Consider the following 26224-nt stretch of genomic DNA (forward strand, 5'->3'; position numbering starts at 1 on the left):
GCATGGCTGCGCCCGGTCCGGCCCGAAGCGCTTCGGGCCGGACCGGGCGTGTTCGACGGGGGCCGGTGCGGCCCCGGCCGTGACCCGACGGCCGGGCGTCAGTCCTGGCCGGCCACCACCACTTCGGCGATCTGCGGCGCCGCCGACCCCGCGCGCCAGACCAGGCGGACCGCGTCGGCGGTGCGGCCCGCGGCAGGCACCTCGGCGTACGGGCCGACGAGCGCGCCGACGGTCTGCCACGCTCCGTCGGTGCCGCGCAGCTGGATGTCGGCGCGCCCGGCGGACCCGGCCGGCTGCAGGACGGTGACGGACCGCACGGGGCGCGCGGCGGCGAGCCCCATCTCCAGCGCCTCCCCGGCCTCCGGAGCGCGGGCCGCCCGGTAGACCGTTCCCGGGTCCCCGTCGGACGCCGCCCGCAGCGAGGATCCGGTCGCGGCGGGCGGGCCCCCGGTGACCGCGCCGTCCTCGGCCGGGACGCTGAACTCCCGTACGACGAGCCAGTTGTCCTGGCCGGCGGTCGCCCGCGCCCGTACATAGCGGGCCTTCGTTCCGGCGGGCGCGGTCGCGGTGACGTCCGGCTTTCCGGAGAAGGCGGTGAGCTGCTGCCAGTTCTGCCCGTCGGCCGAGTATTCGAGCACGCCCTGGTGGAGGAAGTCGTCGGTGCTGCCGGGCTTGGCCATGGCGAGGGTGATGTCGCCGATGTCCCGCACTCGGCCCAGGTCCAGGGTGACCTGGTCGCCCGCGGCGGGCGCGCGGTCGCTCCAGAAGTAGGTGGAGTCGTCGCCGTCCAGCATCCGGGCGACCGTGTTGCTCTGGTACGTGCCCAGGCTCGTCGTTGCCGAGGGCCGACCGCTCACGCCGAGAATCCGGTCGTGTTCGGCGCTCGCGGCGTCGATGAACCGGTCCAGCACGCCGTCACCGACGAGGACCGGCACCTTGCGGCCGTCCAGCCCGGTGTAGGTGAACGACTTCGCCGCGGCGACCTGTGCGGGCAGCTGCTGCCGCAGCTCCCAGGCCTGCGCACCCTTTCCGGCGCGGGCCGCCTCGACCATGCGCAGGGCGGTACGGGCGGCCGTGGCCCAGGACCCGGTGGCGTCCAGCCAGGGGCCGGAGTCGGCGATGAAGCCGCGGTCCGGGAGGCTGCCGCGCAACCGGCCGGGTGCGGAACCGAGCGCGCCGAGCACCGAAGTGAGCCGCGCGGCGTCGCCGGACTCCCAGTAGCGGGCGAACTCGGCCGCCAGCTCGGGGGCCTGGTCCTTGTTGAGGGCGGAGCTGTAGTTGACGTCGGCGAAGGCCCGCAGCGCCTTCTCGGTACGGGGGTCGCCGCCCGCGTACTCCTTCAGCCCCTCGCCCCATGAGGTGCGCGCGTCGTACGCGGCGTCGTTCCAGGCGTAGTCGGAAACGGTATGGAGCGCGATCTTCGAGGCGTACGGCTGGATCATCGGGTTGGCGGTGATCCCGGCCAGCTTGCCGGGCAGGCCCTTCTCGCGCCCGTTGAACGGACCGAGCAGCAGCCGGTTGGTCGCGTAGTCGTTGACCGGGTAGTTGTCCCACGTAAGGATCGGGTGGTTGAAGACCGTGCGGGCGGCCTCGGCCTGCGCGACGGTCATGGTCGGTGCGACGACGCCGACGCCGGTCCATTCGACCAGGACACCGGGGTCGAGCTGCTCGGCCAGCGCCTTCTTGTACGGCGACGCGGAGACGTTGTAGTACTCGGTGGGGACCATCTGGAGCGGCTGGGCGCCCGGGTGGGTGGCGATGAACTCCTTGTTGACCCGGTTGAGCAGATAGGCCTGCGCCGCGCCCGCCGCGCCCCCGCCGGTCCCCCACTTCGCCTTGTCCTCGGCGCAGTTCCAGTCGGTGTAGCTGATGTCGTCGAGCGGAATGGCGAAAGTCCGTACGCCGATGTCCCAGATCGTCTGGAACTTGTCGACCAGGGCTTTGGCGTCGGCGTCCGAGCTGTAGCAGACGGAGAGGCCGGGCGAGAGCGCGTACGTGAACTCCACGTGCCGTTCGACGGCCCGGTCGGTGAGCTCCTTGATCCGGGCCAGTTGGTCGGCGGGGTAGGCGTCGCGCCACTTCGCCCGGAGATACGCGTCGTCCTTCGGCGAGTACACGTAGATGTTCATCTTGTGCTCGCCGTAGTAGTCGAGCTGGTCGAGCCGGGCCTCGTGCGACCACGGGGTGCCGTAGAAGCCCTCGATGACGCCGCGCAGTGCGGTGCCGGGCCAGTCGCGTACGGCGAGTCCGGCGACCTCGGCACCCGGATGCTTCACCTGCGGCAGAACCTGACGCAGGGTCTGCGCGGCGTAGTACGTGCCGGTGGTGTCCTTGCCGGCGAGGACGATGCGGTCGGCGCCGATGCCGAGCACATAGCCGTCGGCGGGCAGTTCGGACGGGCCGTCGAGGTGCTGGGCGGCGAGCGCGGCGGAGTCACCGACCTGGACGGTGAGCCCGCTCCTGCCGGGTCTGTCGCTGCGTACGACGCGCTGTGCACCGGCCCGGCGCAGCGCGGTCTCCACCACCTTGAGGGACGGCTCGTCGGCGGTTGCGCCCGCCACCACGGTGACGGTGGGGCTGATGGTGACCCGGTCGGGTCGGTTCCGCACCGACTGCGGGGTCGGCGTGATGGCGGGGGTCCGCTGCCCCGCCGCGGACTTCGCCGGTACGGCGGTCCCGGGGCCGTCGGCTGCCTGGGCGGGCGGCACCGCGGCCAGCAGACCGCCGGCCAGCAGGGTCGCCGCCGTGCCGAGCGCGGTGAAACGGGATGGGCGAGGCGTCACAGGTCCTCCATTGATCACTCAAGTCACCGGAGTCGCACAACACGACAACACTGAATTCAACATCGTGTCGCTTGCATGTCAATGGTCTGGACAACATCAACACCTGGACCTGGAGTTTTGCCCTGCCCGGGCCCGCTTTCAGCGGGCGAAGAGCTCGAACGTGACGGCGGGGCGGCCACCGAACCGCTCGGCCGCGGACTGCGCGTGTCCGGTCAGGAAGGAACGGCAGTACGCCTCGGGGTTCTGCTCCGTCAGCCCTTCGATGTACGTACGGTGCGCCAGCAGCGATTCCACAGACCGCTCCAGTCCAGGCGCCGCGTCGACGGCGTGGGTGGGGGTGGCCGACCCCGCTACCGCGACCCATCGCACCCCGTTCCACGGCAAAAGCCCCGCCCTGGTCAGCTCCGGGAAGATCCAGCGGTTTCCCGCGTCGGCCGCGGCGTCCAGGGTGGCACGGCCGACCGCCCGGTGATCCGGGGAGTTCCACGCGACGCCGCCCCAGGTGTCGCGGTGGTTGAGCGTGATGACCAGTTCGGGGCGGTGCCTGCGGATGGCCGCGGCGATGTCGCGGCGCAGCGGGATTCCGTACTCGATCACTCCGTCGCGGTGATCCAGGAACTCCACGGTGGTGACGCCGACGACCGCCGCGCTCGCCCGCTGTTCCCGCTCGCGCAGTGGTGCGCACTCCTCCGGGGAGAGCGAGTCGATGCCGGCTTCGCCGCGGGTGGCGAGGAGGTAGGAGACCTCGCGCCCGCCATCGGTCCAGTCCGCGATCGCCGCCGCGCAGCCGTACTCCAGGTCGTCGGGGTGCGCGACCACGGCGAGGGCACGCCGCCAGTCCGCGGGCATGGGCGTCAGCTGCTCCGTCATGCCGGCAGATTAGCCGCCGGCGATCGGCGCCCGCTCGCCTTCCGCGCACCCCCCTGCGGCGGCGGCGCGTAGGTCTCACAAGATCCAGAACACTCCTCGGGGTATCGGCGTCGATCAGGCGGGCGACGCAGCCTCGCTCCGTTCGTTCCGCAGGTCCGGCTTCGCGGGCCTCGCAGCCGCTCGAGCGCGGGGCGAGGACCCGTGAACTCCACGGCCGCCCTGGTCACCCGCCTCGCCACGCCCGCCGCGCCGGACTGGGCGGTGATCGCCCCGTTCACGGCATCGCCCCCTGGTCCTCGGTCAGGCCAGCGAGAGCGCCCCGTTCACGGCATCGCCCCCTGGTCCTCGGTCAGGCCAGCGAGAGAAAGAGCTTCTCCAGCCGTGCCCGCATCCGGTCCCGGTCCGCGGGCTCACTGCCGCCGTCGGCCATGCAGTGCTGCAGGCCGGTCGCGATGATCGCGAAACCGGCCCGGTCGAGCGCCCGGGAAACGGCCGCCATCTGCGTGATGACGTCCTCGCAGTCCCGGCCCTCCTCGATCATCCTGATGATCCCGGCGAGCTGGCCCTGCGCGCGGCGAAGACGATTGAGAACCGACTTCAGTTCTTCGGCCGCCATGTCGAGTTCCACAACATCCTCCTCCTGATACCCCAAGGGGTATTCTAACCGCATGGGGCGGGAGCGACCGAGTTCCTCCTCGGCCCCGGTGAACGAAAGGAATCAACTGCTCGTGACCAGCCCCGTCTCCCTCTCCCCCGCCCAGGCCGCAGCCCGTCTCGCGGAGTTCACCGTCATCGATGTGCGGGCCCCCGGCGAGTACGCCTCCGGGCACGTGCCCGGTGCCCTGAACATCCCGCTGGACCGCCTCCCCGAGGCCGTGCCCGCCCTGAAGTCCGCCGCTGCCCGCGGCTCGCTCCTCGTGGTGTGCGCCTCCGGCGTCCGCTCCACCCGGGCCTGCGACATTCTCGCCGCGGCCGACATCGACACCGTGACACTGTCCGGCGGCACCTCGGCCTGGGAGGGCGAGGGCCGCGATCTCGACCGTCCGGCCGGGGCCCGGCCGACCTGGCCGATGGAGCGTCAGGTCCGGCTCGCCGCGGGTTCGCTGGTGGTGGCCGGCCTGCTGGCCGGGGTGCGCTTCCCGGCCGCCCGGTGGATCTCCGCGGGCATCGGCTCCGGGCTCGTCTTCTCCGCCGTGACCAACACGTGCGGGATGGCGGCGGCCCTGTCGAAGCTTCCGTACAACCGGGCCCCGCGCTCGGCCGCGAACCTGGACGCGACGCTGGACGCCCTCCAGAGCTGACACACCGAGCGACGGCAGGAGCCGGTCACGCACCCGCGTGACCGGCTCCTGCCGTTCGCGGGAACGGATCAGACCTCGTCCCGGACCAGGGCGAGCAGCCGGTCCAGTACGCGCGGTCCGCCCGCGCGCAGCCCGTCGTGCTCGTACTCGTTGGTCACCCAGGTACGCAGCCCGCGGATCGCCGCCGCCGTGCGCAGCGCGTGCCCGGTGTCGACGTACATGTCGTCGTGGTAGACGCCTGCGGCGACCGGCACCTCGTTGGCGGCCAGCCGCTCGGTGTCGTAGAGCGGCGCCCAGTCGGTACGGGAGGCCAGCAGTTCGGCGGTCTCGCGCAGCGGGCGCAGCGCCGGGTCGACCTCGAAGTGCCAGGGGTGGATGCTCTCACCGGTGAAAAGCACCGGGCCGTCGCCCTTGAGCGCCGCGGCCGCGTCGAACTGGGGGAACTCGGCACGGACCCGCTCGGCGGCCCAGCCGGTGGGCCGCTCGCCCTGGCCGTAGATCGCCTCGTGCATCAGCGCGTACAGCGGATGCCCGGCGAACGAACTCGCCGTGCGCATCGCCTCCTGGAACGTATCCGAGAGCTCGGTGCCCAGTGGCGTACGGACGAAGGCGTTCTCCAGCAGGTAGTGCAGCTGGTGGCTGCCGTTGCCGCCGCCCAGCATGATGCCGAGGGACTGGAACCCCTCGGGCGTCAGCCGGTGGCCCGCGCTTTCCGGGCGGTGCTCCGCGAGGTGAGCGGTGATCTCCCGGGCACGCTCGACGTCCTGCGGGTAGCGGGCGTAGTGGGCGGCGACCTTGCGCTCGATCCGCGGGTAGGCGGCCCGGTAGACGTCGTCGGCGTGTGCGTCGAGCGAGGGCAGCCCGCCGGTGATCAGGACGGTCCTGAGCCCTTCGGGGGCGGCCGACAGATAGCGGACGGCGCAGAAGCCGCCGAAGGACTGACCGAGGACCGTCCATGGTTCGCCACCGGTCAGCTTCGTGCGGATGAGCTCGCAGTCGTGCACGATGTTGTCGGCCCGGAAGTGGGTGAGGTAGTCGGCCTGCTCGCGCGGACCGCCGCGCAGCGGCAGGGTCTGCCGGTTGGCCGGGGTGGACAGGCCGGTGCCGCGCTGGTCGAGGAGCAGAACCCGGAACTCCTCCACCGCCCGTCCCAGCCATGCCTCCGTACCGATGAAGCGCCTGGCGCCGAAGCCGGGGCCACCCTCCAGATAGACCAGCCAGGGCAGCTCTTCGCCGCCCTTGCCGCTCGCCACGGCCTCCCTGCCGAAGACCTCGATCCGCTCACCGCCCGGATCGGTGTGGTCGAGCGGGACCGTGAAATAGCGGTCGGTGAAGACGATGCCGGGGTGCCGGTAGCTGCTCACAAGGTGCTCCTGAATCAGATGTTCCACGGACAGTTCAGCACATGGCCGTGACACGGACAGTCGCGGCCCGTGTGCGGTACGCCCGGGGGCCTCCTACCGTGCAGGCATGATCCGGTTCGAGCAGGTCAGCAAGGTCTATCCGGACGGTACGAGAGCGGTCGACGGTCTTTCCTTCGAGGTCGCCGAGGGGGAACTCGTCACGCTGGTCGGACCGTCCGGCTGCGGCAAGACCACCACGATGATGATGGTGAACCGGCTGATCGAGCCGTCGTCGGGCCGGATCCTGGTCGACGGCGAGGACATCTCCGGCGTCGATCCGGTGACACTGCGCCGCCGGATCGGCTATGTCATCCAGCAGGTCGGTCTCTTCCCGCACCGTACGATCCTCGACAACACCGCGACGGTCCCCTCCCTGGTCGGCTGGAAGCGGGCGAGGGCCCGCGAGCGGGCGGCCGAGCTGCTGGATCTGGTGGGCCTCGACCCGAAGACGTACGGCTCCCGCTACCCCGCCCAGCTCTCCGGGGGGCAGCGTCAACGAGTGGGCGTGGCGAGGGCGTTGGCCGCCGACCCGCCGGTGCTGCTGATGGACGAGCCGTTCGGCGCGGTCGACCCGGTGGTGCGGGAGCGGCTGCAGGACGAATTCCTGAGTCTTCAGGCGACGGTCAGGAAGACGGTCCTGATGGTCACCCATGACATCGAGGAGGCGGTCCGGATGGGTGACCGGATCGCGGTCTACGGGGCGGGGCGCATCGAGCAGTTCGACAGCCCGGGGGCGGTGCTCGGGTCTCCCGCGACCTCGTATGTGGCACAGTTCGTGGGCGCCGACCGGGGTCTGAAGCGGCTTTCGGTCACCACGATCGAGCCGGACGATCTGGAGGAGCCGCCGGTCGCCCGGCTGAACGAGCCGGTGAGATCGGCGGCGGCACGGCTGAGCAGTGCGGGTGCCCGCTGGGCGGTGGTGCTGAACGGCGAGGGCGACCTGCACGGCTGGGTGTCGGCGGACGCGCTGCGGATCGCCGGGGAACACGGCACGGTCGGCGAGCTGGCCCGCCGGATGGACGCCTGGGTGCCGGTCGGTGCGCCGCTGAAGCAGGCGTTCGGCGAGATGCTCCAGCACGACGCCGGGTGGGTCGCGGTGCTGGACGGGTCACGGTTCCTCGGCGTGCTGACCCCGGCCAAACTCCACGAGGCGCTGCGCCGCTCGGTGGACGCCGATGCGCAGGGAGTGGGCCGGGACGAGGTGCAGTTCGACTCGGTGGCGGACGCGTAGGGCGCGCGCTGTGCGTCGCACGCCACGCGCCGGTCAGGACTCGCCCTACCGCCCGCGCCGGTAGCTGCTGCCGTCCTTGGGGCGGACCAGCAGACCGGCGACGACCAGGTAGCGGCGCAGCGCCGAGCAGTCCTCGTGCACCGTGAGCAGTGCCTCGTTGACCTCACGTTCGGTGTAGGTCCGGTCCCGCTCGAAGAGCGTCTCGGTGAGGTGGACCAGCAACTGCTCGCGGCGTGCCGTCTTGCGGGGGATCGCCGTCAGACGGCCGTGCGAGAAGAGCGCCGCGACCTGGTGCGCACCGCTTGAGTCGTTGTCAGGCATGAGAGGGAGCGTCGCAGGCCTCCGGCCTGCGGGCAAGGTGTTTCGAGGCGGCCCGCGGGCCGGATGGCGGATGCCGTGTGCCAGGAAGGCGACGTCCTCGGCGGGGCGGTCGATGGTTCCACCATGGTTCCTCGGATCAGCCAACGCGTATGAGCAATGCGCATGGACGAGTACGGCGAGGGCCGGCCCGGTGCCCGTCAAGAGTTCGGACACAGCTTCCTGCCGGCGCAAGGGCACTCTCGTCCGCGCGCCGGCCGCACCCGTACGGTGTGATCAACCATCCCCACAGGTGACCACTCACCCCTGCGAAGAAGGCGGTTCCGCATGTCCCTGTTCGATCTGCCCCCCGACGAGCTGCGCGGCTACCGCAGCCGTTCGGTGGAGCCGGAGGACTTCGACGCGTTCTGGTCGAAGACCCTCGACGAGGCCAGGTCCCACGACCTCGACGCCCGGTTCGAGCTGCGTACGGGCACGGGGCTGAGCACCGTCGACGTGTACGACGTGACGTTCGCGGGCTTCGGCGGGCACCCGGTCAAGGGCTGGTTCGTCCTCCCGGCGGGCACCACCGAACCGCTGCCGATGGTCGTGGAGTTCATCGGCTACGGCGGCGGGCGGGGCCTGGCCCACACCCATCTGCTCTGGGCGTCGGCCGGTTTCGCCCACTTCGTGATGGACACCCGGGGCCAGGGCAGCGGCTGGCAGGTCGGCGACACCCCCGACCCGGTGGGCAGCGCTCCCTCGTACCCCGGTTTCATGACCCGGGGCATCGAGGACCCGCACGGGTTCTACTACCGGCGCGTGTTCACCGACGCGGTACGGGCGGTGGAGGCGGCGCGCTCGCATCCCCTGACCGACGCGGCACGCACCGCGGCGACCGGCGAGAGCCAGGGCGGTGGCATCACGCTCGCCGTCGGCGGGCTGATACCCGACCTCGTGGCGATCGCGCCGGACGTCCCGTTCCTGTGTGACTTCCCGCGTGCGCTGACGGTCACCGACCGCAACCCGTACCGCGAGGTGGGCAACTACCTCAAGACGCACCGGGGCCGGGCCGAACAGGCGAGGGCCACTCTGTCCTACTTCGACGGGGTGCACTTCGCCGCACGCGGGCGTGCACCGGCGCTGTTCTCGACGGCTCTGGAGGACATGACCTGCCCGCCCTCGACCGTCTTCGCCGCCTTCAACGCGTACGCCCACCAGGACAAGGCCATCGAGGTGTACGACTTCAACGATCACGAGGGCGGCGGGCCGTTCCAGGAGGCCGCGCAGCTGGGCTGGCTGCCCGGGAAGCTGACGGCCTGATCCCGAAGAAGGGCCCTGGAGGGTGCTGAAGATCTTGGCCGGGCGTCGCGTGCCCGGCCGAGATCTTCAGCGCCCTCCTAGCCGCGCGGGACGAGGTTCTTGGACTCCAGGTAGGTGCGTGCCACGTCCTCGGGCAGCCGTCGCCAGCTGTCGACCTGCTCGTTGAGCCGGGCCAGGTCGGCGGTCGTCAGTACGGTGTTGAGCTTGCCCAGCGCCTTGCGTACGCCTTCGCTGCCCGCCCGGGACCGGTTGACTACGGGGACGAGGTAGTCGGCGTTCTGCAGGTGCTTGTCGTCGGCGAGCAGGACGAGGCCGAAGACGTCGAGGGTGGCGTCGGTGGTGGTGGTCAGGACCATCTGGTCCTGACCGTTCTGGACGGCCTGTTTGGCCTGGGTGGTGCCGACGCCCTTGGGGTCCACGGCCGTGATGCGGATGCCGTACGTCTTCTTCAGACCGGGTGCGCAGTAGGGGCGTTGTACGCATTCGTCGCCGGCGGCCAGACGCACGGGCAGTTGGGATCCGCCGAGGTCGCTGAGGGTCTTCAGGTGGTGTTTCGCCGCGTACGGGGCGGCGACCGCGAAGGCGTTCTGGTCGACGGCGTGCCCGGGGTCGAGGACGGTGAGGCCACGGGGTGCGGCGAGGGCGCGCAGGGCCTTCATCGTGGCGGCGAGGTCGGGCGAGCCGACGGGGGCTGCGTCGGCGCCGTTCTTCTTGGCGTTCAGCCAGTCCGCGAAGGTGGCCGCGTACTCCGGCACGACGTCGATCTGGCCGCTCTCCAGCGCCGGTTCGTAGATCTCCCGGTTGGTGACGGAGATGATCTTCGTGGAGTAGCCGGCCCGGTCGAGCAGCAGCGCGTACATCTGGGCGAGCAGATCGCTCTCGGTGAAGCCCGCGGAGCCGATGGTGAGGTGTTTGCTGTCGCCCGGCGGTGCGGTGACCTCGCCCTGGTTCTCCAGAGAGGGTCCGGTGGTGCAGGCGCTCGCCGACAGCAGGATCGCGAGGAGCACGGGGAGGGCCGTTCGCGGCCTCATCCTGATTCCTCGCCGCGGAACCGGCCGGGGGCGAGGCGTTGTACCACTTCGAAGAGCCCTTCGACGATCAGGGCGAAGGCGGCTACGAGCACGGCCCCGGCGACCACCTGCGCGGTCGAGGCGAGGTTGAAGCCCGCCGTGATGATGCGGCCGAGTCCCCCGCCGCCCGCCAGCGCCGCGAGGGTGGCGGTGGCGACGAGCTGGACGGCGGCGATCCGTACGCCGGTGAGAATCAGGGGCAGGGCGAGCGGCACCTCCACTCCCAGCATCACCTGTCTGCCCGTCATACCCATTCCCGTGGCCGCCCGTACGACGTCGCGGTCGACCTCGCGCATGCCGACGTAGGCGTTGGTGAGCAGTGGCGGTACGGCAAAGAGGACGAGGGCGATGACGGTCGGCCACTCGCCGTGCCCACCGATCGGGGAGAGGAGCAGCAGCACCAGCACGGCGAAGGTGGGGACGGCCCGGCCGATGTTGGAGATGTTGACGGCGAGCGCGCCGCCCTTGCCGAGATGGCCGAGTACCAGGGCGATGGGCAGCGCGATCAGACAGCTGATGAGCAGGCAGACGACGGTGAGGAACAGATGCTGGCCGAGACGGTTCCAGATGCCGCCGTCGCCGGACCAGTGCGCCGGGGTCGTGAGCCAGGACCAGGCGGCGGCGAGGGTGCTCACGACCGCCTCCGGGTCCACGGGGTCAGGATTCGTTGCGCGAGAAGAAGCAGCACATCGGCGGCGACGGCGATGACGACGCAGAGGACGGAGGCAGTGAGCACCTGGGCCTTGAAGTACGTGTTCATCCCGGAGTAGATGAGGTTGCCGAGTCCGCCGTACCCGACGATCGCGCCGACCGTGACCAGGGAGACCGCGGAGACGGTCGCGATACGCAGTCCGGCCATGGCGGCGGGCAGGGCCAGGGGAAGCTCCACAGCGACGAGCAGACGCACGGGGCCGTACCCCATGCCGCGTGCGGCCTGCCTGGTCTCCGCGGGCACGGCACGCAGTCCGGCGAGGATGTTCCTTACGAGGAGGGTGAGCGAGTACAGGACGAGTCCGGCGACGACGAGCGAGGCGGAGAGTCCGTACACCGGCAGCAGCAGCGAGAACATGGCGAGCGACGGCACGGTGTAGAGGATGGTCGTCACGCCGAGGACCGGGCCGGCCGCCCAGCGCCGGCGGCGCGCCGCGAGGGCGAGCGGAACGGCGAGGACCAGCCCGAGGAGTACGGAGACCGCGGTGAGCTGCACGTGCTGGACGACGGCGTCCCAGAGAATCTCGCGACGGCTGGTCAGGTAGGCGCCGCAGAGCCACTCATTGCGCGCGAGGCAGTCGTCGGGAGGCGCGGTCACCCGTCCATTGGAGCGCGGGAGGGCGGACGGACGCGCGTCCTGATCGACTGTCCGGGGGGATCGTGCGGGGGTCGTACGCGTGTGGCGCGGACGGACGGGCGGGTGGCGGCACCACCGAAGCGTGCGGCACTGCAGCCTATTCGGATGCTGCTGCCGCGTCCGCGGGGCGTTCGACCTTCTTCACCGTGATGTCGTCCGGTCCGAGCTGCCGCCCGTCGGCCGAGTGGACCTCCAGCGCCCGGGGCGGACGGCCGTGCCGCAGGTCGACCATCTCCGAGTGCGCTTCGCCGGGATCGAAGAAGTGACCCTCGCCCCACTGCCGCAACGCCACGATGACCGGGAAGAGATCCCTGCCCTTGGGCGTCAGCACGTATGCGTGGTATGCGCTGCCGTCGGCCGCCGGAGCCATGTCGAGGATGCCGCCCGCGACCAGATCGCGCAGGCGCGACGCGAGGATGTTCTTCGCCACGCCCAGGCTGCGCTGGAACTCCCCGAAGCGGCGACTGCCGTCGAACGCGTCGCGGACGATCAGGAGCGACCACCAGTCGCCGATCGCGTCGACCGAACGAGCCACCGGGCAGTCGCTCTCGTCGAAGCGTGTCCGCTTGACCATGCCGTCCTCCCTCAGACCATCGGTTGCAACATGCTACCAGGTACGGCTACGGTCACCCTGGTAGCAACATGCAACCAACTCGATCGAAGGGTGTCACGTGGCCGGCAGCGAGAGAACGATGCGATCCGAGACGGCAAACGGGGGGACACCGGCTCGCACCCTGTCCGGACGCACGACACTGCTGTTCGCGGTCGCGTCCGGTTTGGCGGTGGCCAATGTCTACTTCGCGCAACCCCTGCTCGTCACCCTGAGCCGGGACTTCCGGATCAGTGCGGCGAGCGTCGGCATCGTCGTCACCCTCACCCAGATCGGGTACGGCCTCGGGCTGTTCCTGCTCGTGCCCCTGGGCGATCTGGTCGACCGGCGGCGCCTCGTCGTGACCCAGCTGGTACTGCTGGCGACGGCACTCATCGCAACCGGGACCGCGACCACCGCACCGATCCTGCTGACCGCCCTGGCCGCGGTGGGCTTTCTCGCCGTGGTGACGCAGACCCTCGTGGCGTTCGCCGCGTCGCTGTCCGCCCCGGACCGACGCGGCCGCGCGGTCGGCCTCGTCACCAGCGGAATCGTCATCGGAATCCTGCTGGCCCGCACGATGTCCGGTGCACTGGCCGACCTGGCGGGCTGGCGAACGGTCTACCTCACATCGGCGGCACTGACCCTCGCGCTCACCCTGTCCCTGCATCGCGTGCTGCCACGACGCGCTGCACCACCCACATCCATGCGATACCTGCAGCTGCTGCGTTCGACACTCGTCCTGTTCGCCGAGGAACGCGTACTCCGCGTCCGAGCTCTGCTCGCCCTGCTGATCTTCGCCGCCTTCAGCACCCTGTGGAGCTGCGTCGCGCTGCCACTGAGCGAACCCCCGCTGTCGCTGTCGCACACAGCGATCGGAGCGTTCGGGCTCGCGGGGGCGGCGGGCGCGCTCGCGGCCGCTCCGGCCGGGCGCCTGCACGACCGCGGCCTCGCCAGGTGGACAACCGGCGTCGCACTGGCCCTGCTCACCGTGTCGTGGCTCCCCCTCTCCCTCACCCGGCAGTCGCTGTGGGCACTGGCGATCGGCGCGGTCGTCCTCGACCTCGCCGTGCAGGCCGTCCATGTCACCAGCCAGAGCCTGATCTACGCGGTCCGTCCCGACGCGGGCAGCCGTCTGATCGGCGGTTACATGGTCTTCTACTCGGTCGGCAGTGCTGCGGGCGCGCTCGCCTCGACGACCGTATACGCGAGGGCCGGATGGGGTGCGGTGTGCGTTCTCGGCGCCGCGATCAGCGCACTCGCGCTCCTCGTGTGGGCGGCGACCCGCAAGGAATCGCCTGCGGCAGGCACGACCGGAGCGCCGAGCGCATCCGCCGGATGACCGGGGCGGCGCCCACCGCACCGGCGCGGCAGGCCGGGCGGGACCGGGAGCCGGACTTGCTGCGCAGGGGGCATCCGCGCGCCTACCGCCCGGTGCGGCCGCACATGACGGTGGACCGGGGTTCACGCTGATGCATCTCGCCACGATGCCGAGGCGTGCGCATGGCATTCCGGCCCACGGCAACCAGCGCTCCGCGTGGGATGCGGGCTGCCGCTCGGACTGTCCCGACCCGGAGCACCGCTGACCGCGCCCGGCTCACGAGACTGCGTCCAGGGGCGCGGCGGGCGTGCGGGCCGCTCCTCCCCGCGCGGTCGTCAGTGCGGCTCGGCCGCCGGTTCCAGGACGAAGACCGGAATCTGCCGGTCGGTCTTGAGCTGGTAGTCGGCGTAGTCGGGGTACGCCTCGACCGCGCGCTGCCACCACAGGGCCTTCTCGTCGCCGGTGACCTCACGGGCGTTCATGTCCTGGCGGACGGGGCCGTCGTGCAGTTCCACGCGGGGGTCGGCCACGATGTTGTGGTACCAGACGGGGTGCTTGGGGGCGCCGCCCTGCGAGGCGACCACGGCGTACGAGCCGTTGTGCTCGACCCGCATGAGCGGGGTCTTGCGGATCTTGCCGCTCTTGGCCCCGCGGGTGGTCAGGATGATGACCGGCAGGTCCCTCATCGTGGTCCCCTCCGTCCCACCGGAGCGCTCGAACAGCTCGACCTGGTCGCGGACCCACTGCGCGGGGCTCGGCTCGTACTCGCCCTTGAGAGGCATGGCATCTGTCCCATCGTCGACATTCGGATACACGGCTGCTCGGACACGCGGACGTGCGGGCGTCGCTGTGTCCGGCTGCTACGAGAACTCTTTCATCATTGCGCCCGCCCCGGGCCGGGCGGATCCGCGTGTCACGGTGAGGACCGGGCCGGTCAGTGCTGCGGCGGGCTCAACCGCAGTTGGAGCATGGCTTCGAATCTGGCCTCCGGGTCGTCGAGATCGATGCCTGCCACCACGGCCAGCCGCTTGAGCCGGTAACGGAAGGTGTTGGGGTGGATGTGTACGGCGGCCGCGGCGCCGGCCACGTCGCCGAAGGTGTTCAGCCAGGCCTCCAGCGTGTCCGTGAGGGCGGTGTGGTGCTGGGCGTCGTAGGCGCGCAGCCGGACGACCGGGCCGTCGGGGAGATCGTCCTCGGCGGCGATCCGGTCCGTCAGCTCCTCCAGCAGCGAGGCGGCGTAGACGTCCGACAGGCGGGCGGACCGTCGCTGTGAGCGGCCGGAGCCGAGGACCCGCAACGCGCGGTCCGCGTCGGCGCGGGAGCGGCGCAGCTCGGCCGGACGGGCGGCGAGCCGGCCGATGCCGATGACGGCGGGCACCCGGTCGCCGATGCGCCCGAGGAACGCCTCCGCCACCCGTAGCGCGTCCTCGTCCGAACTCGTGGGCAGGACGGCGTAGGTGACACCCCCGAGCGAGGCCGCGGCCGTACGGGGGTGGATGGCGGCCAGGTGCAGGGCGAGGGCCTCGGCGACGCGGTGGCCCGCGGCCACCCGGTCGGGTGCCGACGGCTCACCGGTCACGGCGAGTGCCAGTACGCAGGCGGGCTGCACGGACAGGCCCAGCCGTACGGCGGCCTGCGGGGCGTGGGTGCCGCCCTCCAGGACCGTGGCGAGCAGGTCCGCGCGGAGCCTGCGTTCGACGTCCTCGCCCGTGCGCTGGCGCAGCAGATGCAGGGCGGCCACCTTCGCGGCCTCCTGCAACGCCTGGGTGCGGTCCTCGCTCAGCGGTCCGTCGACCACGACCCAGATCGATCCGAGGATCTCGCCGCCCGCGCGGACGGCGATCGCGACCCGTGGTTTGTCGGAGATGCCGGCCACATAGACGGGCTCCTCCTTACGGTAGAGGGCCTGGAAGGCGCCGAGCTGCTCCAGGGCGCGCAGCTTCTCGGCGGGGACCTGACGGTCCAGGATGGTCGCGATCCTGGCGTCGTCGCCCTCGTCCTGACGGCTGGAGAAGGCCAGCACCCGACCGCCGCGGTCCTCCACGGTGACCGGGCCGTCCAGCAGCCCGGCCGTCGCGTTGGCCAGCGCGAACAGGTCGCCTGCGAGGGGCTCGGTGCCGTCGGCGTCGTCGGAGCCGCCCACCGTGCCCAGTTCGTCGGCCGCGAGCAGCGACCGCAGCAGCGCGGCCACTTGGGCCCAGGACGCGCCGGGGGTCAGCCCCAGCACGGTGAGGCCGGTGCGTGCTGCCGCCTCGGACACGGGTCCGTCCACCGGGACCGGGGACCGGACGACCACGGCCGCCGCGCCGAGGCCGGCCGCCCGGTCGACCAGGGCGGCGACCGGCTCGGCACCGTACACGCCGACGCCGAGCACCACCGCTCCGGGCAGCCGGGCCGGTTCGTCCAGCGGGTCCTGGATGAGCACTCCGGTGACGGTCCGGGCCGGGTCGGCCTCCCCTGCGACCACCTCGATCAGCGTCGACCCCAGATCGTTGAGGATCCGGCCGAGTACGGCTCGCGGCTGCTCCGTCATCGGCACAAGGCAGTTGACCGGAATGCGTCCACGGCCAGTGCCGCCACCTGGCCGATCACCCGGTCCGCCCCGGGATTGCGCAGGTCGGGCCGGTCGGACCGGGTGAATACGGCCACCGCCCAGCGCCCGCCGTCGGGGTCCTCGACGACCCCGGCCTCGTTGCGCCAGCCCGGCAGCGTCCCGGTCTTGCCGGCGACGCGGTAGCTGTCGCCGAAGCCGGACGACAGCCGGTGCGGCCAGATCTGCTGCCCCATCACGGCCCGTACTTCGGCGCAGGCTTCGGCGGGTCCCGCCTCGTCGCGCCAGATCGCGGCCAGCAGTTCGGCGATGTCGCGGGCCGTTCCCCGGGTGGTGCGTTCGGGGACGCACACCGACAATTCCAGGATCTCCTCCGGCCTCTGCGCGGCCAGCGCCGCCATCTTCTTGTGCGCCTCGACCTCGGTGCTCACGCCGAGATCGGCGAAGAGCGAACCGGTCAGGGTCAGACATCCGCCGATCAAGTGGGTCCGTTTCCGGCCGAGTTCCGCGAGCATGGCGTTGACCGTGTCGAGTCCGACCCGGTCCAGCACGACGTCGGTGGCGGCGTTGTCGCTCATCGTCATCATCATGTGGACCAGGTCGCGCAGGCTCATCTCGATCGGGTCGGCGCAGCCGGAGGTGCCGATGCCGCCGTCGCGGTAGCGCGGTTGCACCGCGTGGCGTTCGGTCCTTTCCAGCCGTCCCGCCGCGGCCTCGCGGGCGTAGGCGAGTGCGACCGGGATCTTGAAGACGGAGGCGAGGCAGACCGGTTCGTCCGCTGCGACGCCGATCGTGCGGTCGCCGTCGATCTCGCGGGCGAAGAAGAACCCCTGGACCCCGGCGTCGTCGAACGCCGTCCGGATCAGGGCCTCGGCGGTGCCGGACCGGTTGGTCATCGGCTGATCCATTCTGTCGATTCGGTCACGTCGGCCAGTTGCCCGGGGATCGGCGAGAGTCCGATCCCGGGTGCGCGGGGCACATCGAGATGGCCGTCCTTCAGCACGAACGGTTCGGTGATGTCGGTCCGGTAGTACCGGTCGGAGGCGGAGGTGTCGCCGGGCAGGGTGAAGCCGGGCAGCGCGGCGAGGGCGACGTTGGCGGCCCGGCCGAGGCCGGTCTCCAGCATCCCGCCGCACCAGACGGGAACGCCGTGCGCGGCGCACACGTCGTGGATCCGCCGGGCCTCCAGATAGCCGCCGACCCGCCCCGGCTTGATGTTGACGACCGAGCAGGCGCCCATGGCGATCGCGTCGGCCGCCGAGCGGGCGGAGACGATGGATTCGTCCAGGCAGATGGGGGTGCGCACCCGCTGGGCCAGTGCCGCATGGCCTCGGATGTCCTCCTCGTCCAGGGGCTGTTCGATCAGCAGCAACCCGTACGGGTCGAGCCGGGCCAGCTGTGCGGCGTCGGCGAGGGTGTACGCGGTGTTGGCGTCCACCTGGAGCAGCATGCCGTCGCCGAAGCGTTCCCGGACCGCGCGCACGGGTTCCACGTCCCAGCCGGGCTCGATCTTCAGCTTGATCCGCAGATAGCCCTCGGACAGATAGCCGTCGACGGCGTCGAGGAGGGCGGGGATCGAGTCCATGATGCCGACCGACACCCCGGCCGGTACCCGTTCGGCCGTCGCCCCCAGCCACTGGCCCATCGACAGGTCATGGGCGCGCAGCCAGGCGTCCAGCACCGCGGTCTCCAGGGCGGCCTTGGCCATCCGGTGTCCCTTGAACGCGGCCAGGGCCGGGGCGACCGCCCAGGGGTCGAGCGCGGGCAGGGCGGTGAGCGCGGGCAGGGCGGTGAGCGCGGGCACGAGATGGCTGCGCAGGACGTCCGCGGCGGTGGCCGTGTACTCCGAGGAGTACAGGGGATCGGCCATCGTGACGCATTCGCCGTAACCCTCGTGGTCCTCGGTCTCAACCCTGACGAGCAGGATCTCCCGGGTGGTCATGGTGGCGAAGGAGGTTCGGAAGGGTGCGACCAGTGGCATCGCGATCCGGCGCAGTTCCACACCGACGAGCTTCATGCCTGCCTCTCCTGACGTTTGTCGATCACGTACCAGCCGTCCCGGGTGAATCCGGTGACGGTGTGCCCCTCGGCCATCAGGCCGCCGAGCACCTCGCGCAGCGCGTACCGCCATGCGTGGGCCAGGGGCGGGTCGGTGCGGCGCAGTGTCTCGATCTCCCCGGGGACCCGGACCAGGACCGTGTCGCCGTCCCGGCGCCCGACGGCGGGGCGCCCGTCGGGTTTGGCGTCCAGACCGACCACGGCGTGGGCGCCCGCGCTGTCGACGGTGACGGTACGGGGTGCGCCCGCGGCGGCTGTGACGGCGTGTTCACCGGTCAGGTCCCAGTGGACCATCAGCCGGTCCGTCTCGGTCCCGGCATTGACCTCGTCCTGCAGCGCCCCGTAGAAGTCGGCCAGGTACTCGCTCGCTGCCGCGCCCAGTTTGGCCAGGTTGAAATAGGCGTTGCGGCTGATCAGCGGGTCGAAGGTCCAGGTGACCGCGGTGATGCCACGGGCCAGGGACCAGGCCCTCTGATGCAGCTTGACGGCGTAGCCGACATTGCGGCCCCGGACGGTGTCGTCGACCCCGGCGATGTGCGAGTGCAGTCCGGCGGTGGCCAGGAAGCCCAGGCAGAATCCGACCATCCGGCCGTCCCGGTGGACTCCGACGACGTAGCTGCCGGAGTGGGCGAAGACCCGGAGCAGCTCCGGGGTGATCAGCGGGTTGCCGGGATCGGGCCGCCAGACCCGGTCCAGTACCCGGCAGGCGTCCCGCATCTCTTCCAGCCCGTGCAGTTCGGAGACGGTCACGCCCGCGCGGTGCGCCGCCGCCGCTGCGGCTGCTGCGGCCGCTTCCGTACCGTTCACGATCTCACCCGGCCCGGTGCGGCCGGCGGCTCCCGTACGAGCGAGGCGACCAAGGAGGCCACCAGCGCCGCGCGGCGCGGCAGTTCATCGACGAGGACATGCTCGTCGTCCGCGTGCGCCCCGCCGCCCACGGCCCCGAGGCCGTCCAGTGTGGGCGTGCCCGCGCCGGCCGTGAGGTTGCCGTCGGAGCCGCCGCCGACCGCCACTCCGCGCAGGGCACCGAAGCCCAGTTCGGCGTAGTGGCTCCGGGCGAGTGCGAACAGCTCCGCCGAAGCGCTCGTCTGCAGCGGCGGCCGGTCCGGGCCGCCGGAGAGCTTGAGCGAGGCGCCCGCGAGGACCGGTACGAGACCGCGCACGGCACGGTCCACCCGGTCCTGTTCGGCGACTGTCTCCACCCGTACGTCGACCAGCAGCCGGGCCGTGTCGGGCACCGTGTTGCGGGTGGTGCCGGAGGAGGCCACCGTCGGCGTGACCGTGGTGCCGGTCGCCGGATCGGCGAGCGTGGACAACGCGAGTACCTGGTGGGCCAGTTCGGTGGTCGTGTTGACGCCGCGATGGGGTTCGAGGCCGGCGTGCGCCGCGCGGCCGGCGATGTGCAGTTCGTAGCCGGACACCCCCTTGCGCGCGGTCTTCAGCGCGCCGCCCTCGCTGGCCTCCAGGACGAGTACGGCCCGGGTGCGGCGGGCCTCGGCCTCGATCAGGGTGCGTGACGTCGGGGAACCGATCTCCTCGTCGCCGGTGAGCAGGACCGACACCCCGTCCAGGTCGTCGAGGACCGCCAGCGCGTGGAACAGCTGTGCCACACCGGCCTTCATGTCGAAGCAGCCGGGTCCGGTCAGCCTGCCGCCGACCACCTCGAAGGGGTGGCCGGCCAACGAGCCCACCGGCCACACCGTGTCGAAGTGACCGAGCAGCAGCACCCGGTCGCCGGAGCCGAAGCGCCAGCGCAGCGCGGGCCGGCCCGCGCCGTCGAGCCACTCGGGCGCCGCGCCGGTCAGCCGGGTGCCGAGCCCGGCGACGACCCGGGCACAGTCGGCGACGGCGGCCGGGTCCTCACTGGGCGACTCGGTACGGACCAGCTCCTCGATGTCGGCCAGCAGTCCCGGCAGCGCCGCCTCCAGGGCGGTGGCGATTGCGGTCACGTCAGCCCACCTTGGGGGTGGCGCGGCCGCCGTGGTGGATGTAGGGCGTGCCGTCGGCGAGGGTGTAGAACACGACGGGGACCCAGACCTTGAGGCCCGGTCGCTGCACCACGAACAGCCCCGGCTCGACGGGGTGCAGCGCGTACTCCTGCTCCGTGTCGGGCATCAGCTCGGCGAGCGGTCCGGTGATCCGGTCGAGCATCACCAGGCCGCCGTCCCGCTCCACGATCTCCACCCGGCTGGAGAGCCGCTGGTACGCGCCGGCGTAGTCCGCGGGGTCCACCGCCACCGGCTCCTTCGCCGGCTGGATCGTGGTGCGCATCGTCACGCCGGCCAGCTCCTGGACGATCTCCCCGAACACGCCCCGGTAGAGACTCATGGTGTCGCCGCCGTTGGTGAGCAGGCAGATCGCCAGGTCGGCCTCGGGCAGCACCCGTAGGAACGCGCTCTGCCCGATCGTGCCGCCGTCGTGTCCGTACACCCGCTGTCCGTCCCAGGTGTCGAGGAACCAGCCCAGTCCCCAGGCGTGGCCCAGGATGTGCGGGTCGGGGAGTTCGACCTGCGGGGTCTGCATGGCGGTGGCGCCCTCGGCCGAGAGGATCTTGGTGCCGTCCTCGGTGACGCCGTTGTCGAGGTGCAGCCGTGCGAACCGCAGTACTTCGCGCGGCGTCGAGCAGATCAGTCCGGCGGGTCCGGCCGAACGCATCAGCCCCCACTGCGGGGCCTGCGCCGGCGGGTCCCCCAGGTGCCCGATGGCGGCGCGGAAACGCAGCGCCTCCTCCGGCAGAGTCACGGTGTGTGTCAGGCCGAGCGGACGGAACAGGCGCTCGCGCATCAGCTCGTCCCACTGGACGCCGGTGACGATTTCCAGCACCCTGCCGAGCAGGGTGAAGCCCGCGTTGCAGTACGACATGGTGGCGCCGAGCGGGTGGTTGGGGGTGACGTCGCCGAGGAGGGCGGCGAACTTCTCCAGGCAGTCGTCGCCCCGGCCGGTGTCGGTGAAGAGGTCGCCGTCGATGCCGCTGGTGTGGTCGAGGAGATGACGAAGTGTCAGTCCCTGTGTCAACTCCTCGTTGGCGAGTCGCAGTTCGGGCATTACGGAGATGAGGGGCGCGTCCAGTTCGAGCAGACCCTCGTCGACCAGGGCCATGGCGACCGTGGTGGTCCAGACCTTGGAGATCGAGCCGATCTGGAACAAGGTGTCGGTGGTCGTCTCGATCCCGGCGTCGGTGTTGGCCAGGCCGGTGGCGGCCTCGGCGATCAGTTCACCGCGGTGCAGGATGCCGAGGTTGGCGCCGGGGACGGAGTGACGGGCGGCCAGGTCGGTGAGGCGGGCGGTCCAGCGGGCGGACAGGTCGGTGGTGTCGGTCATTTCGGCTCCCATTCCGTTTCGTTCAACGATCTCAACGGATTCGGTGGTTGCGGCGGTTACGGCGGTTGTGGTGGTTGCTGTGATGGTGGTGGCTTCTGCCACTTCGGCGCGTTCCGCGGTTTCAGCGGTCGGTGTGCGTGGTGACCCATTCGGTCAGGCGGCGGGAGTAGTCCTCCCGGTGCGAGGGCCTGCCGTCCAGGAGGAACAGGTGCGAGCTGTCGGGGTACACGACCAGCCGGGCCGGCACCTCCCGGGTGCGCAGCGCGTGGAACCACTGCTCGGCCTGGCCGACCGGGCAGGTGTCGTCCGCGCCGCCGTGCAGGATCAGGGTGGGCGCGCGCACGGCGTCGGCATGACTGATCGGTGAGAGCGCCGTCAGCCGTTCCGGTTCGCCGATCTCGTGGTCGGCGATCAGGTGTCCTTCTTCGGAGGTACCGGCCATGCTCTTCAGATCGACCAGGACGCCGCCCGGTACGACGGCGGCGAAGACGTCGCTGCGGGCGGAGAGCCAGCAGGTCAGGTAGCCGCCGTAGCTGTAGCCGGTGAGCGCGATCCGTTCCGGGTCGACGAGCCCCTCGGCGACGAGGGTGGCGACCGGTTGCAGCACGTCCTGTTCGTCCGTCTCGCCCCAGGCACCCACGGCGGCCGTGTAGAACGCCTCGCCGTAGCCGTCACTGGCGCGGACGTTGAGCGTCAGGATCGTCCAGCCCCGCGAGGCCAGCTCCTGGTGGTAGAGGTGGACCGGGTCGGAGTGCGGTGCCCAGGCGTTGTGCGGGCCGCCGTGCACGTCCACCAGCAGCGGCCCGCCCGCGGGCATCTGCGCGGCCCGGGTGATCATGCCGTGCACCACCGTGCCGTCCGAGATGGTGAACTCGCGTTCGGTGAACGGGTGGAGGACGATGTCGGGCAGCGACCGGGCCATGTGGCCGGTGAGTCGCTCGGGCCGGGACCCGGCCGACGGTTCGCCCGGTTCGCCGGACTCCCAGGCATCCAGGTCGAGCAGGGCGATCTCGGCGAAGTCCGACGCGTCGGAGACCACCAGCGCCGCCCGCCCGGCCTTCGTGGCGACCGAGCAGCCGCCGACCCCGGTACCGGCGGGCAGCGGGGATGCGCTGATTCCGGCCGCGTCCACCCGGTACAGGCGTGTGGCACCGCGGTCACGGGCGCAGAACACGATGGCGTCGCCGTGGAACTGCGGCAGCGCCCCCGGGTAGCCCGGGCCGCCCGGCAGGACGTTGCGGTCGAGAGGCGCGCTGAGGGACACCGGCGCCGATCCGTCCAGGGGCTGGCGCAGCAGTTCCAGGTGGCCGACGCCGAATACGGTCCGGCCGACGACGAGCAGTGCGGACCCGTCGGGGAACCAGCTCACCGGGCCCGCGAGACCGTCGGCGGGGCCGATCCGGCGGGGCGCGGGCGCGTCCTCCCCGACCCCTACGACATGGGCGGCCGAGGTCCCGAGCGCAGCCGCGTCCGGGCCGGTCTTCGCCGGGTAGGCGAGCTGTGTCCCGTCGGGCGACCAGGTGGGTGGGCCGGCCTGCCGGTCGCCCTTCGTGAGCTGCCTGACCTCGCCGGATTCCACGTCCACGACGAACAGTTGGGTCCGGACGGACCCGATCAGGCCCGCCCCGTCCGCCTTCCAGCCGAGGGCGTCGATGACGACGGGGGCGGTGGCGTCGCGCCGGGTCCCGGGGGCCGCGTACGCGATCCGTGATCCGTCCGGGCTCCACACCGGTGTGCCGGCCCCGGCCGGGCACCGGGCGGGCGTGGTCAGCGGTGTGGCCTCTCCCCCGTCGAGGGTCAGCAGATGGAGCTGCCCCTCGCGCAGGAACGCCAGTCGCGTACCGTCCGGGGACCAGCGCGGTGCGGTGTCGGCGGGTCCGTGGGTGAGCCGCCGGGCCGGGCCACCCCCGCCGCGAACCTCCCAGATGGAGCGGACCACGCGGTCGTTCTCGGCGTCCTGGGTGGCCAGTGTGTAGGCGACACGTTCCCCGTCGGGAGACAGCGCGGGATCACCGGGGATCTCGAACCGGTACAAGTCGTCGATCTTCAGCGGCCGGGTCATGACGCCTCCTCGGCGAGGGCAAGGGTGGGAACGCAGGAGATCAGGTTCCGGGTCGTCGGATGCTCCGGGCGCTCCAGCACCCGTTCGGTGGGGCCGCATTCGACGAGGTGTCCGCCGTCCATCACGGCGACCTGGTCGGACAGGTAGCGGACGACCGCGAGATTGTGGGAGATGAAGAGCATGGCGAAGCCCAGCTCGCGCTGAAGCCGGCGCAGCAGGTTGAGCACCGCGCCCTGTACGGACACGTCCAGGGCCGAGGTGATCTCGTCCGCGATCAGCACGTCGGGCCGGGCGGCCAGGGCCCTTGCCAGGGCCACCCGTTGGCGCTGGCCGCCCGAGAGCGCCTCCGGGGTGAGTACGGCCCGTGCGGGGTCGATGCCGACGAGCTCCAGGTAACGGGCCACCTCCGCGTCGCGCGCTGCCCGGCGTGCGCGGGCCGGTGCCCTGCGGCCGGGTGCGGTGCGTGGGCCGGTTTCGCGGGGCAGCGCTTCGGCGACCGACGCACCGATGGTCATGCGCGGGTCGAGCGAGGCGTACGGGTTCTGGAACACCAGTTGCACGGGGCTGCGCCGGGCCCGGCGACCGGCCTCGCTCCCGGCGATCAGCACGCGCCCGGAGTGCACCGGCGCCAGGCCGACGACGGCCTTCCCGAGGCTCGATTTACCCGACCCCGACCCGCCCACCAGTCCGGTGACCGTTCCCTCCGGCACCAGCAGGTCGGCGTTCTCCACCGCGGTGAAGCGGCCGTAGCGCACGGTGATCCCCCGCAGCTCCAGTGAGCTCATGATGTCGCCTCCGCTCCGTGTGACGTGGCTTCGACGGAGGCGGCGGCCGTCACCGCGTCCACCGGGTACCAGCAGGCCACCTTGCGGTCCGGGCCGAGGGCGGCCAGCTCGGGAGCTTCGCCGTGGCAGCGCTCCCGGGCGCGTTCGCAGCGCGGCGCGAAGGGGCAGCCCGGGCCGTTCTCCCCCGGCTCCGGCGGGCGGCCGGGGATGGTCGCCAGTTCTGTGCCGGGATCCGTGGTCATGGTCGGGACGGCCCCCACCAGCGCCCGGGTGTACGGGTGGGCCGCGCCGCCGACCAGTCGGGCGACGGGGAGGTCCTCGACGATCAGGCCTCCGTACATCACGAGGACCCGTTCGCAGACCTGGGCGACGACGGCGAGGTCGTGGGAGATCAGCAGCAGGGCGGCGCCGGTTTCCTCGCGCACCTCGGCGAGCAGGTCGAGCACCTGTTGCTGGACGGCGACGTCGAGCGCCGTGGTCGGCTCGTCGGCGATGATCAGCTTCGGCTTCCCCATGAGGCCCATCGCGATGACGGCCCGCTGTCGCATTCCGCCGGAGTACTCGTGCGGGCGCTGCCGGGCGCGCCGTTCGGGCGAGGGGATACGGACGGCGCCGAGGCGGTCGACGGCGCGTGCCGTGGCCTGTGCGCGGCTGGCCCCGAGATGTACCTCGGCCACCTCGGCGAGCTGCCGGCCCACGCGCAGGGCCGGGTTGAGCGAGGCCATCGGGTCCTGGAAGACCAGGGCCAGTTCGGTGCCCAGCGGCGGGTCCGCCCGCAGGTCGTGCCCGTCGAAGCGGAGCGTGCTCGCGCAGACGTGTCCCCGGTGCGGGACCAGATCGGCCAGGGCCAGCGCGCTCAGGCTCTTGCCGGAGCCCGATTCGCCGACCAGGCCGACGGCCTCGCCCCTGGCGATGTCCAACGAGATGCCGCGTACGGCGTGCCGCCCGCCGGGGAACGTCACCCGCAGATCGCGGGCCCGGACCAGGGCCACGCCGCCGTCCGCCGCTACTTCCTCCCGCGTCCGTTCCTCCTGTTGTGGCATCAGCTCCAGGGCCTGCGGGGCCCGTCGGCCACCGGCCTGCGCGAGTACCTCACCGACCAGCCCGAACATCAGCCCCGTCAGGACCACGGCCGCGCCTGGCGTCAGTGCCGCCGCCGGGTTCACGTAGATCCGGTTCAACTGCTCGTTGAGCAGCCGCCCCCAGTCGTACTCGGGCGGCTGTACGCCCAGTCCGAGGAACGAGAGGCCCGAGAAGGCGACAAGGATGCCGCCCGTGGCCTGGGTGGCGAACAGCACCGAGGGCTCGGCGATGTTGGGAAGCAGATGACGTACCACCAGTTTGAACCGGCCCACGCCGAGGATCCGGGCCGCGGCGACGTAGTCGGAGCCCGCGACCGACGCCGTCAGGTTCTGCACCAGCCGTGCCATGGGCGGGACCATGGCCAGCCCCACGGCGAACACCGCGCCGGTGCTTCCCACGCCGAAGATCGTGGCGAGGAAGAGCAGGAACAGCAGCCCGGGGAAGGCGACGAGTACGCCGACGGTCGCGGTGATCAGCCGGCCGAGGCGTCGGCCCACCACCGCCGGTGCCACACCGAGCAGCAGCCCGCCGCCGACCCCGATCATGGCGGCCAGCAGGGTCAGTCGCAGGGTCAGCCGGGTCGCGACGACCACCCGCGCGGCGATGTCGCGGCCGAGCTGGTCGGTGCCCAGCAGGTGGGCGGAGCTGCTGCCCTGGTTGATCGCGTCGGTGTCGACGCGTGCGGCCTGGTCGCCGAGCAGGACCGGCCCGAACACGGCGACCAGCGCCACCAGCAGGCAGGCGGTCAGTGCGGTGATGCCGATCGGTGTCCTGAGCGTGCGCCCGAGACGGTGCCGCAGCAAGGTGTCCTGTTTCGGTTGAGGCATC

Annotated in this window: 23 protein-coding genes and 1 pseudogene; 5 read left to right on the forward strand and 19 right to left on the reverse strand. The window is 71.7% G+C overall.

Going from position 1 to position 26224, the window contains the following annotated elements:
• Nucleotides 1-98 precede the first annotated feature (98 nt).
• The 3 genes from ACFVV1_RS24495 to ACFVV1_RS24505 form a co-directional block, all read right to left on the reverse strand.
• Entirely contained in the window at nucleotides 99-2783 is a 2685-nt protein-coding gene (locus tag ACFVV1_RS24495; RefSeq protein ID WP_389992849.1) for a beta-N-acetylglucosaminidase domain-containing protein, read from the reverse strand.
• Nucleotides 2784-2921: 138 nt separating this feature from the next.
• Nucleotides 2922-3653, reverse strand: coding sequence for a PIG-L deacetylase family protein (locus ACFVV1_RS24500; RefSeq protein ID WP_389992852.1), 732 nt, complete (start codon nucleotides 3651-3653; stop codon nucleotides 2922-2924).
• A gap of 349 nt (nucleotides 3654-4002) precedes the next feature.
• The gene (locus ACFVV1_RS24505) at nucleotides 4003-4281 is read right to left on the reverse strand and encodes a metal-sensitive transcriptional regulator (protein WP_389992855.1); all 279 of its coding nucleotides are present in this window, start codon (nucleotides 4279-4281) and stop codon (nucleotides 4003-4005) included.
• Between the two features lie 100 nt (nucleotides 4282-4381).
• On the opposite strand from ACFVV1_RS24505, the gene ACFVV1_RS24510 reads away from it, so the two are divergent.
• On the forward strand, nucleotides 4382-4954 hold the full coding sequence (locus ACFVV1_RS24510) for a rhodanese-like domain-containing protein (RefSeq protein ID WP_389992856.1): 573 nt from the start codon (nucleotides 4382-4384) through the stop codon (nucleotides 4952-4954).
• Between the two features lie 68 nt (nucleotides 4955-5022).
• Here ACFVV1_RS24510 and ACFVV1_RS24515 read toward each other — a convergent pair whose 3' ends face one another.
• Complete coding sequence (locus ACFVV1_RS24515) at nucleotides 5023-6318, reverse strand: alpha/beta fold hydrolase (protein WP_389992859.1); 1296 nt, start codon at nucleotides 6316-6318, stop codon at nucleotides 5023-5025.
• 106 nt (nucleotides 6319-6424) lie between these two features.
• Here ACFVV1_RS24515 and ACFVV1_RS24520 point away from each other — a divergent pair, with 106 nt between their 5' ends.
• Nucleotides 6425-7588, forward strand: a complete 1164-nt coding sequence (locus ACFVV1_RS24520; protein WP_389992862.1) for an ABC transporter ATP-binding protein — start codon at nucleotides 6425-6427, stop codon at nucleotides 7586-7588.
• Between the two features lie 45 nt (nucleotides 7589-7633).
• On the opposite strand, the gene ACFVV1_RS24525 is transcribed toward ACFVV1_RS24520, so the two are convergent.
• Nucleotides 7634-7909 (reverse strand): DUF2087 domain-containing protein, encoded by a 276-nt coding sequence (locus ACFVV1_RS24525; protein WP_389992865.1) that lies wholly within the window; start codon nucleotides 7907-7909, stop codon nucleotides 7634-7636.
• A 324-nt stretch (nucleotides 7910-8233) separates the two neighbouring features.
• On the opposite strand from ACFVV1_RS24525, the gene ACFVV1_RS24530 reads away from it, so the two are divergent.
• A complete protein-coding gene (locus tag ACFVV1_RS24530; protein WP_389992868.1) occupies nucleotides 8234-9208 on the forward strand; it encodes an acetylxylan esterase in 975 nt (324 codons plus the stop codon).
• 77 nt (nucleotides 9209-9285) lie between these two features.
• Here the strand turns inward: ACFVV1_RS24530 and ACFVV1_RS24535 are convergent, their stop codons facing one another.
• The 4 genes from ACFVV1_RS24535 to ACFVV1_RS24550 all read right to left on the reverse strand — a co-directional run bounded on the left by ACFVV1_RS24535 (nucleotide 9286) and on the right by ACFVV1_RS24550 (nucleotide 12200).
• Nucleotides 9286-10239 carry an ABC transporter substrate-binding protein gene (locus tag ACFVV1_RS24535; protein ID WP_389992871.1) on the reverse strand — a complete coding sequence of 318 codons (954 nt, stop codon included), beginning with the start codon at nucleotides 10237-10239 and terminating at the stop codon, nucleotides 9286-9288.
• The gene (locus ACFVV1_RS24540; protein WP_389992874.1) at nucleotides 10236-10913 is read right to left on the reverse strand and encodes an ABC transporter permease; all 678 of its coding nucleotides are present in this window, start codon (nucleotides 10911-10913) and stop codon (nucleotides 10236-10238) included. Before ACFVV1_RS24540 ends, ACFVV1_RS24535 begins: the two co-directional genes overlap by 4 nt.
• Nucleotides 10910-11587 carry an ABC transporter permease gene (locus tag ACFVV1_RS24545; RefSeq protein WP_389992877.1) on the reverse strand — a complete coding sequence of 226 codons (678 nt, stop codon included), beginning with the start codon at nucleotides 11585-11587 and terminating at the stop codon, nucleotides 10910-10912. The genes ACFVV1_RS24540 and ACFVV1_RS24545 overlap by 4 nt, the downstream gene beginning before the upstream one ends.
• A 136-nt stretch (nucleotides 11588-11723) precedes the next feature.
• Nucleotides 11724-12200 (reverse strand): winged helix-turn-helix transcriptional regulator, encoded by a 477-nt coding sequence (locus tag ACFVV1_RS24550; protein WP_389992879.1) that lies wholly within the window; start codon nucleotides 12198-12200, stop codon nucleotides 11724-11726.
• Nucleotides 12201-12318: 118 nt separating this feature from the next.
• On the opposite strand from ACFVV1_RS24550, the gene ACFVV1_RS24555 reads away from it, so the two are divergent.
• Together ACFVV1_RS24555 and ACFVV1_RS24560 are read left to right on the forward strand one after the other, a co-directional pair.
• Nucleotides 12319-13557 (forward strand): MFS transporter, encoded by a 1239-nt coding sequence (locus ACFVV1_RS24555; protein WP_389992881.1) that lies wholly within the window; start codon nucleotides 12319-12321, stop codon nucleotides 13555-13557.
• Nucleotides 13558-13681: 124 nt separating this feature from the next.
• Nucleotides 13682-13801, forward strand: a pseudogene (locus tag ACFVV1_RS24560) (flavodoxin family protein); the annotation flags it as partial.
• A gap of 70 nt (nucleotides 13802-13871) precedes the next feature.
• Here the strand turns inward: ACFVV1_RS24560 and ACFVV1_RS24565 are convergent.
• The 10 genes from ACFVV1_RS24565 to ACFVV1_RS24610 form a co-directional block, all read right to left on the reverse strand.
• Nucleotides 13872-14318, reverse strand: coding sequence for a nitroreductase family deazaflavin-dependent oxidoreductase (locus ACFVV1_RS24565; protein ID WP_389992884.1), 447 nt, complete (start codon nucleotides 14316-14318; stop codon nucleotides 13872-13874).
• Nucleotides 14319-14470: 152 nt separating this feature from the next.
• Nucleotides 14471-16069 carry a PucR family transcriptional regulator gene (locus ACFVV1_RS24570; RefSeq protein WP_389992887.1) on the reverse strand — a complete coding sequence of 533 codons (1599 nt, stop codon included), beginning with the start codon at nucleotides 16067-16069 and terminating at the stop codon, nucleotides 14471-14473.
• Nucleotides 16066-16983, reverse strand: coding sequence for a serine hydrolase (locus ACFVV1_RS24575; protein ID WP_389992891.1), 918 nt, complete (start codon nucleotides 16981-16983; stop codon nucleotides 16066-16068). Before ACFVV1_RS24575 ends, ACFVV1_RS24570 begins: the two co-directional genes overlap by 4 nt.
• Nucleotides 16980-18104, reverse strand: coding sequence for an o-succinylbenzoate synthase (gene menC / locus ACFVV1_RS24580; RefSeq protein WP_389992894.1), 1125 nt, complete (start codon nucleotides 18102-18104; stop codon nucleotides 16980-16982). Before menC ends, ACFVV1_RS24575 begins: the two co-directional genes overlap by 4 nt.
• On the reverse strand, nucleotides 18101-18952 hold the full coding sequence (locus tag ACFVV1_RS24585; RefSeq protein WP_389992897.1) for a GNAT family N-acetyltransferase: 852 nt from the start codon (nucleotides 18950-18952) through the stop codon (nucleotides 18101-18103). Before ACFVV1_RS24585 ends, menC begins: the two co-directional genes overlap by 4 nt.
• On the reverse strand, nucleotides 18949-20094 hold the full coding sequence (locus ACFVV1_RS24590; protein WP_389992899.1) for a M20 family metallopeptidase: 1146 nt from the start codon (nucleotides 20092-20094) through the stop codon (nucleotides 18949-18951). The genes ACFVV1_RS24585 and ACFVV1_RS24590 overlap by 4 nt, the downstream gene beginning before the upstream one ends.
• A 1-nt stretch (nucleotide 20095) precedes the next feature.
• A complete protein-coding gene (locus ACFVV1_RS24595) occupies nucleotides 20096-21466 on the reverse strand; it encodes a serine hydrolase domain-containing protein (protein ID WP_389992902.1) in 1371 nt (456 codons plus the stop codon).
• A gap of 121 nt (nucleotides 21467-21587) precedes the next feature.
• The gene (locus ACFVV1_RS24600; RefSeq protein WP_389992905.1) at nucleotides 21588-23528 is read right to left on the reverse strand and encodes a prolyl oligopeptidase family serine peptidase; all 1941 of its coding nucleotides are present in this window, start codon (nucleotides 23526-23528) and stop codon (nucleotides 21588-21590) included.
• Nucleotides 23525-24313 (reverse strand): ATP-binding cassette domain-containing protein, encoded by a 789-nt coding sequence (locus ACFVV1_RS24605; protein ID WP_389992907.1) that lies wholly within the window; start codon nucleotides 24311-24313, stop codon nucleotides 23525-23527. Before ACFVV1_RS24605 ends, ACFVV1_RS24600 begins: the two co-directional genes overlap by 4 nt.
• Nucleotides 24310-26223, reverse strand: a complete 1914-nt coding sequence (locus tag ACFVV1_RS24610; RefSeq protein ID WP_389992910.1) for a dipeptide/oligopeptide/nickel ABC transporter permease/ATP-binding protein — start codon at nucleotides 26221-26223, stop codon at nucleotides 24310-24312. Before ACFVV1_RS24610 ends, ACFVV1_RS24605 begins: the two co-directional genes overlap by 4 nt.
• Between the last annotated feature and the right edge of the window lies 1 nt (nucleotide 26224).

This window comes from Streptomyces sp. NPDC058092 (genome assembly GCF_042884935.1).
Classification (GTDB): Bacteria; Actinomycetota; Actinomycetes; order Streptomycetales; family Streptomycetaceae; genus Streptomyces.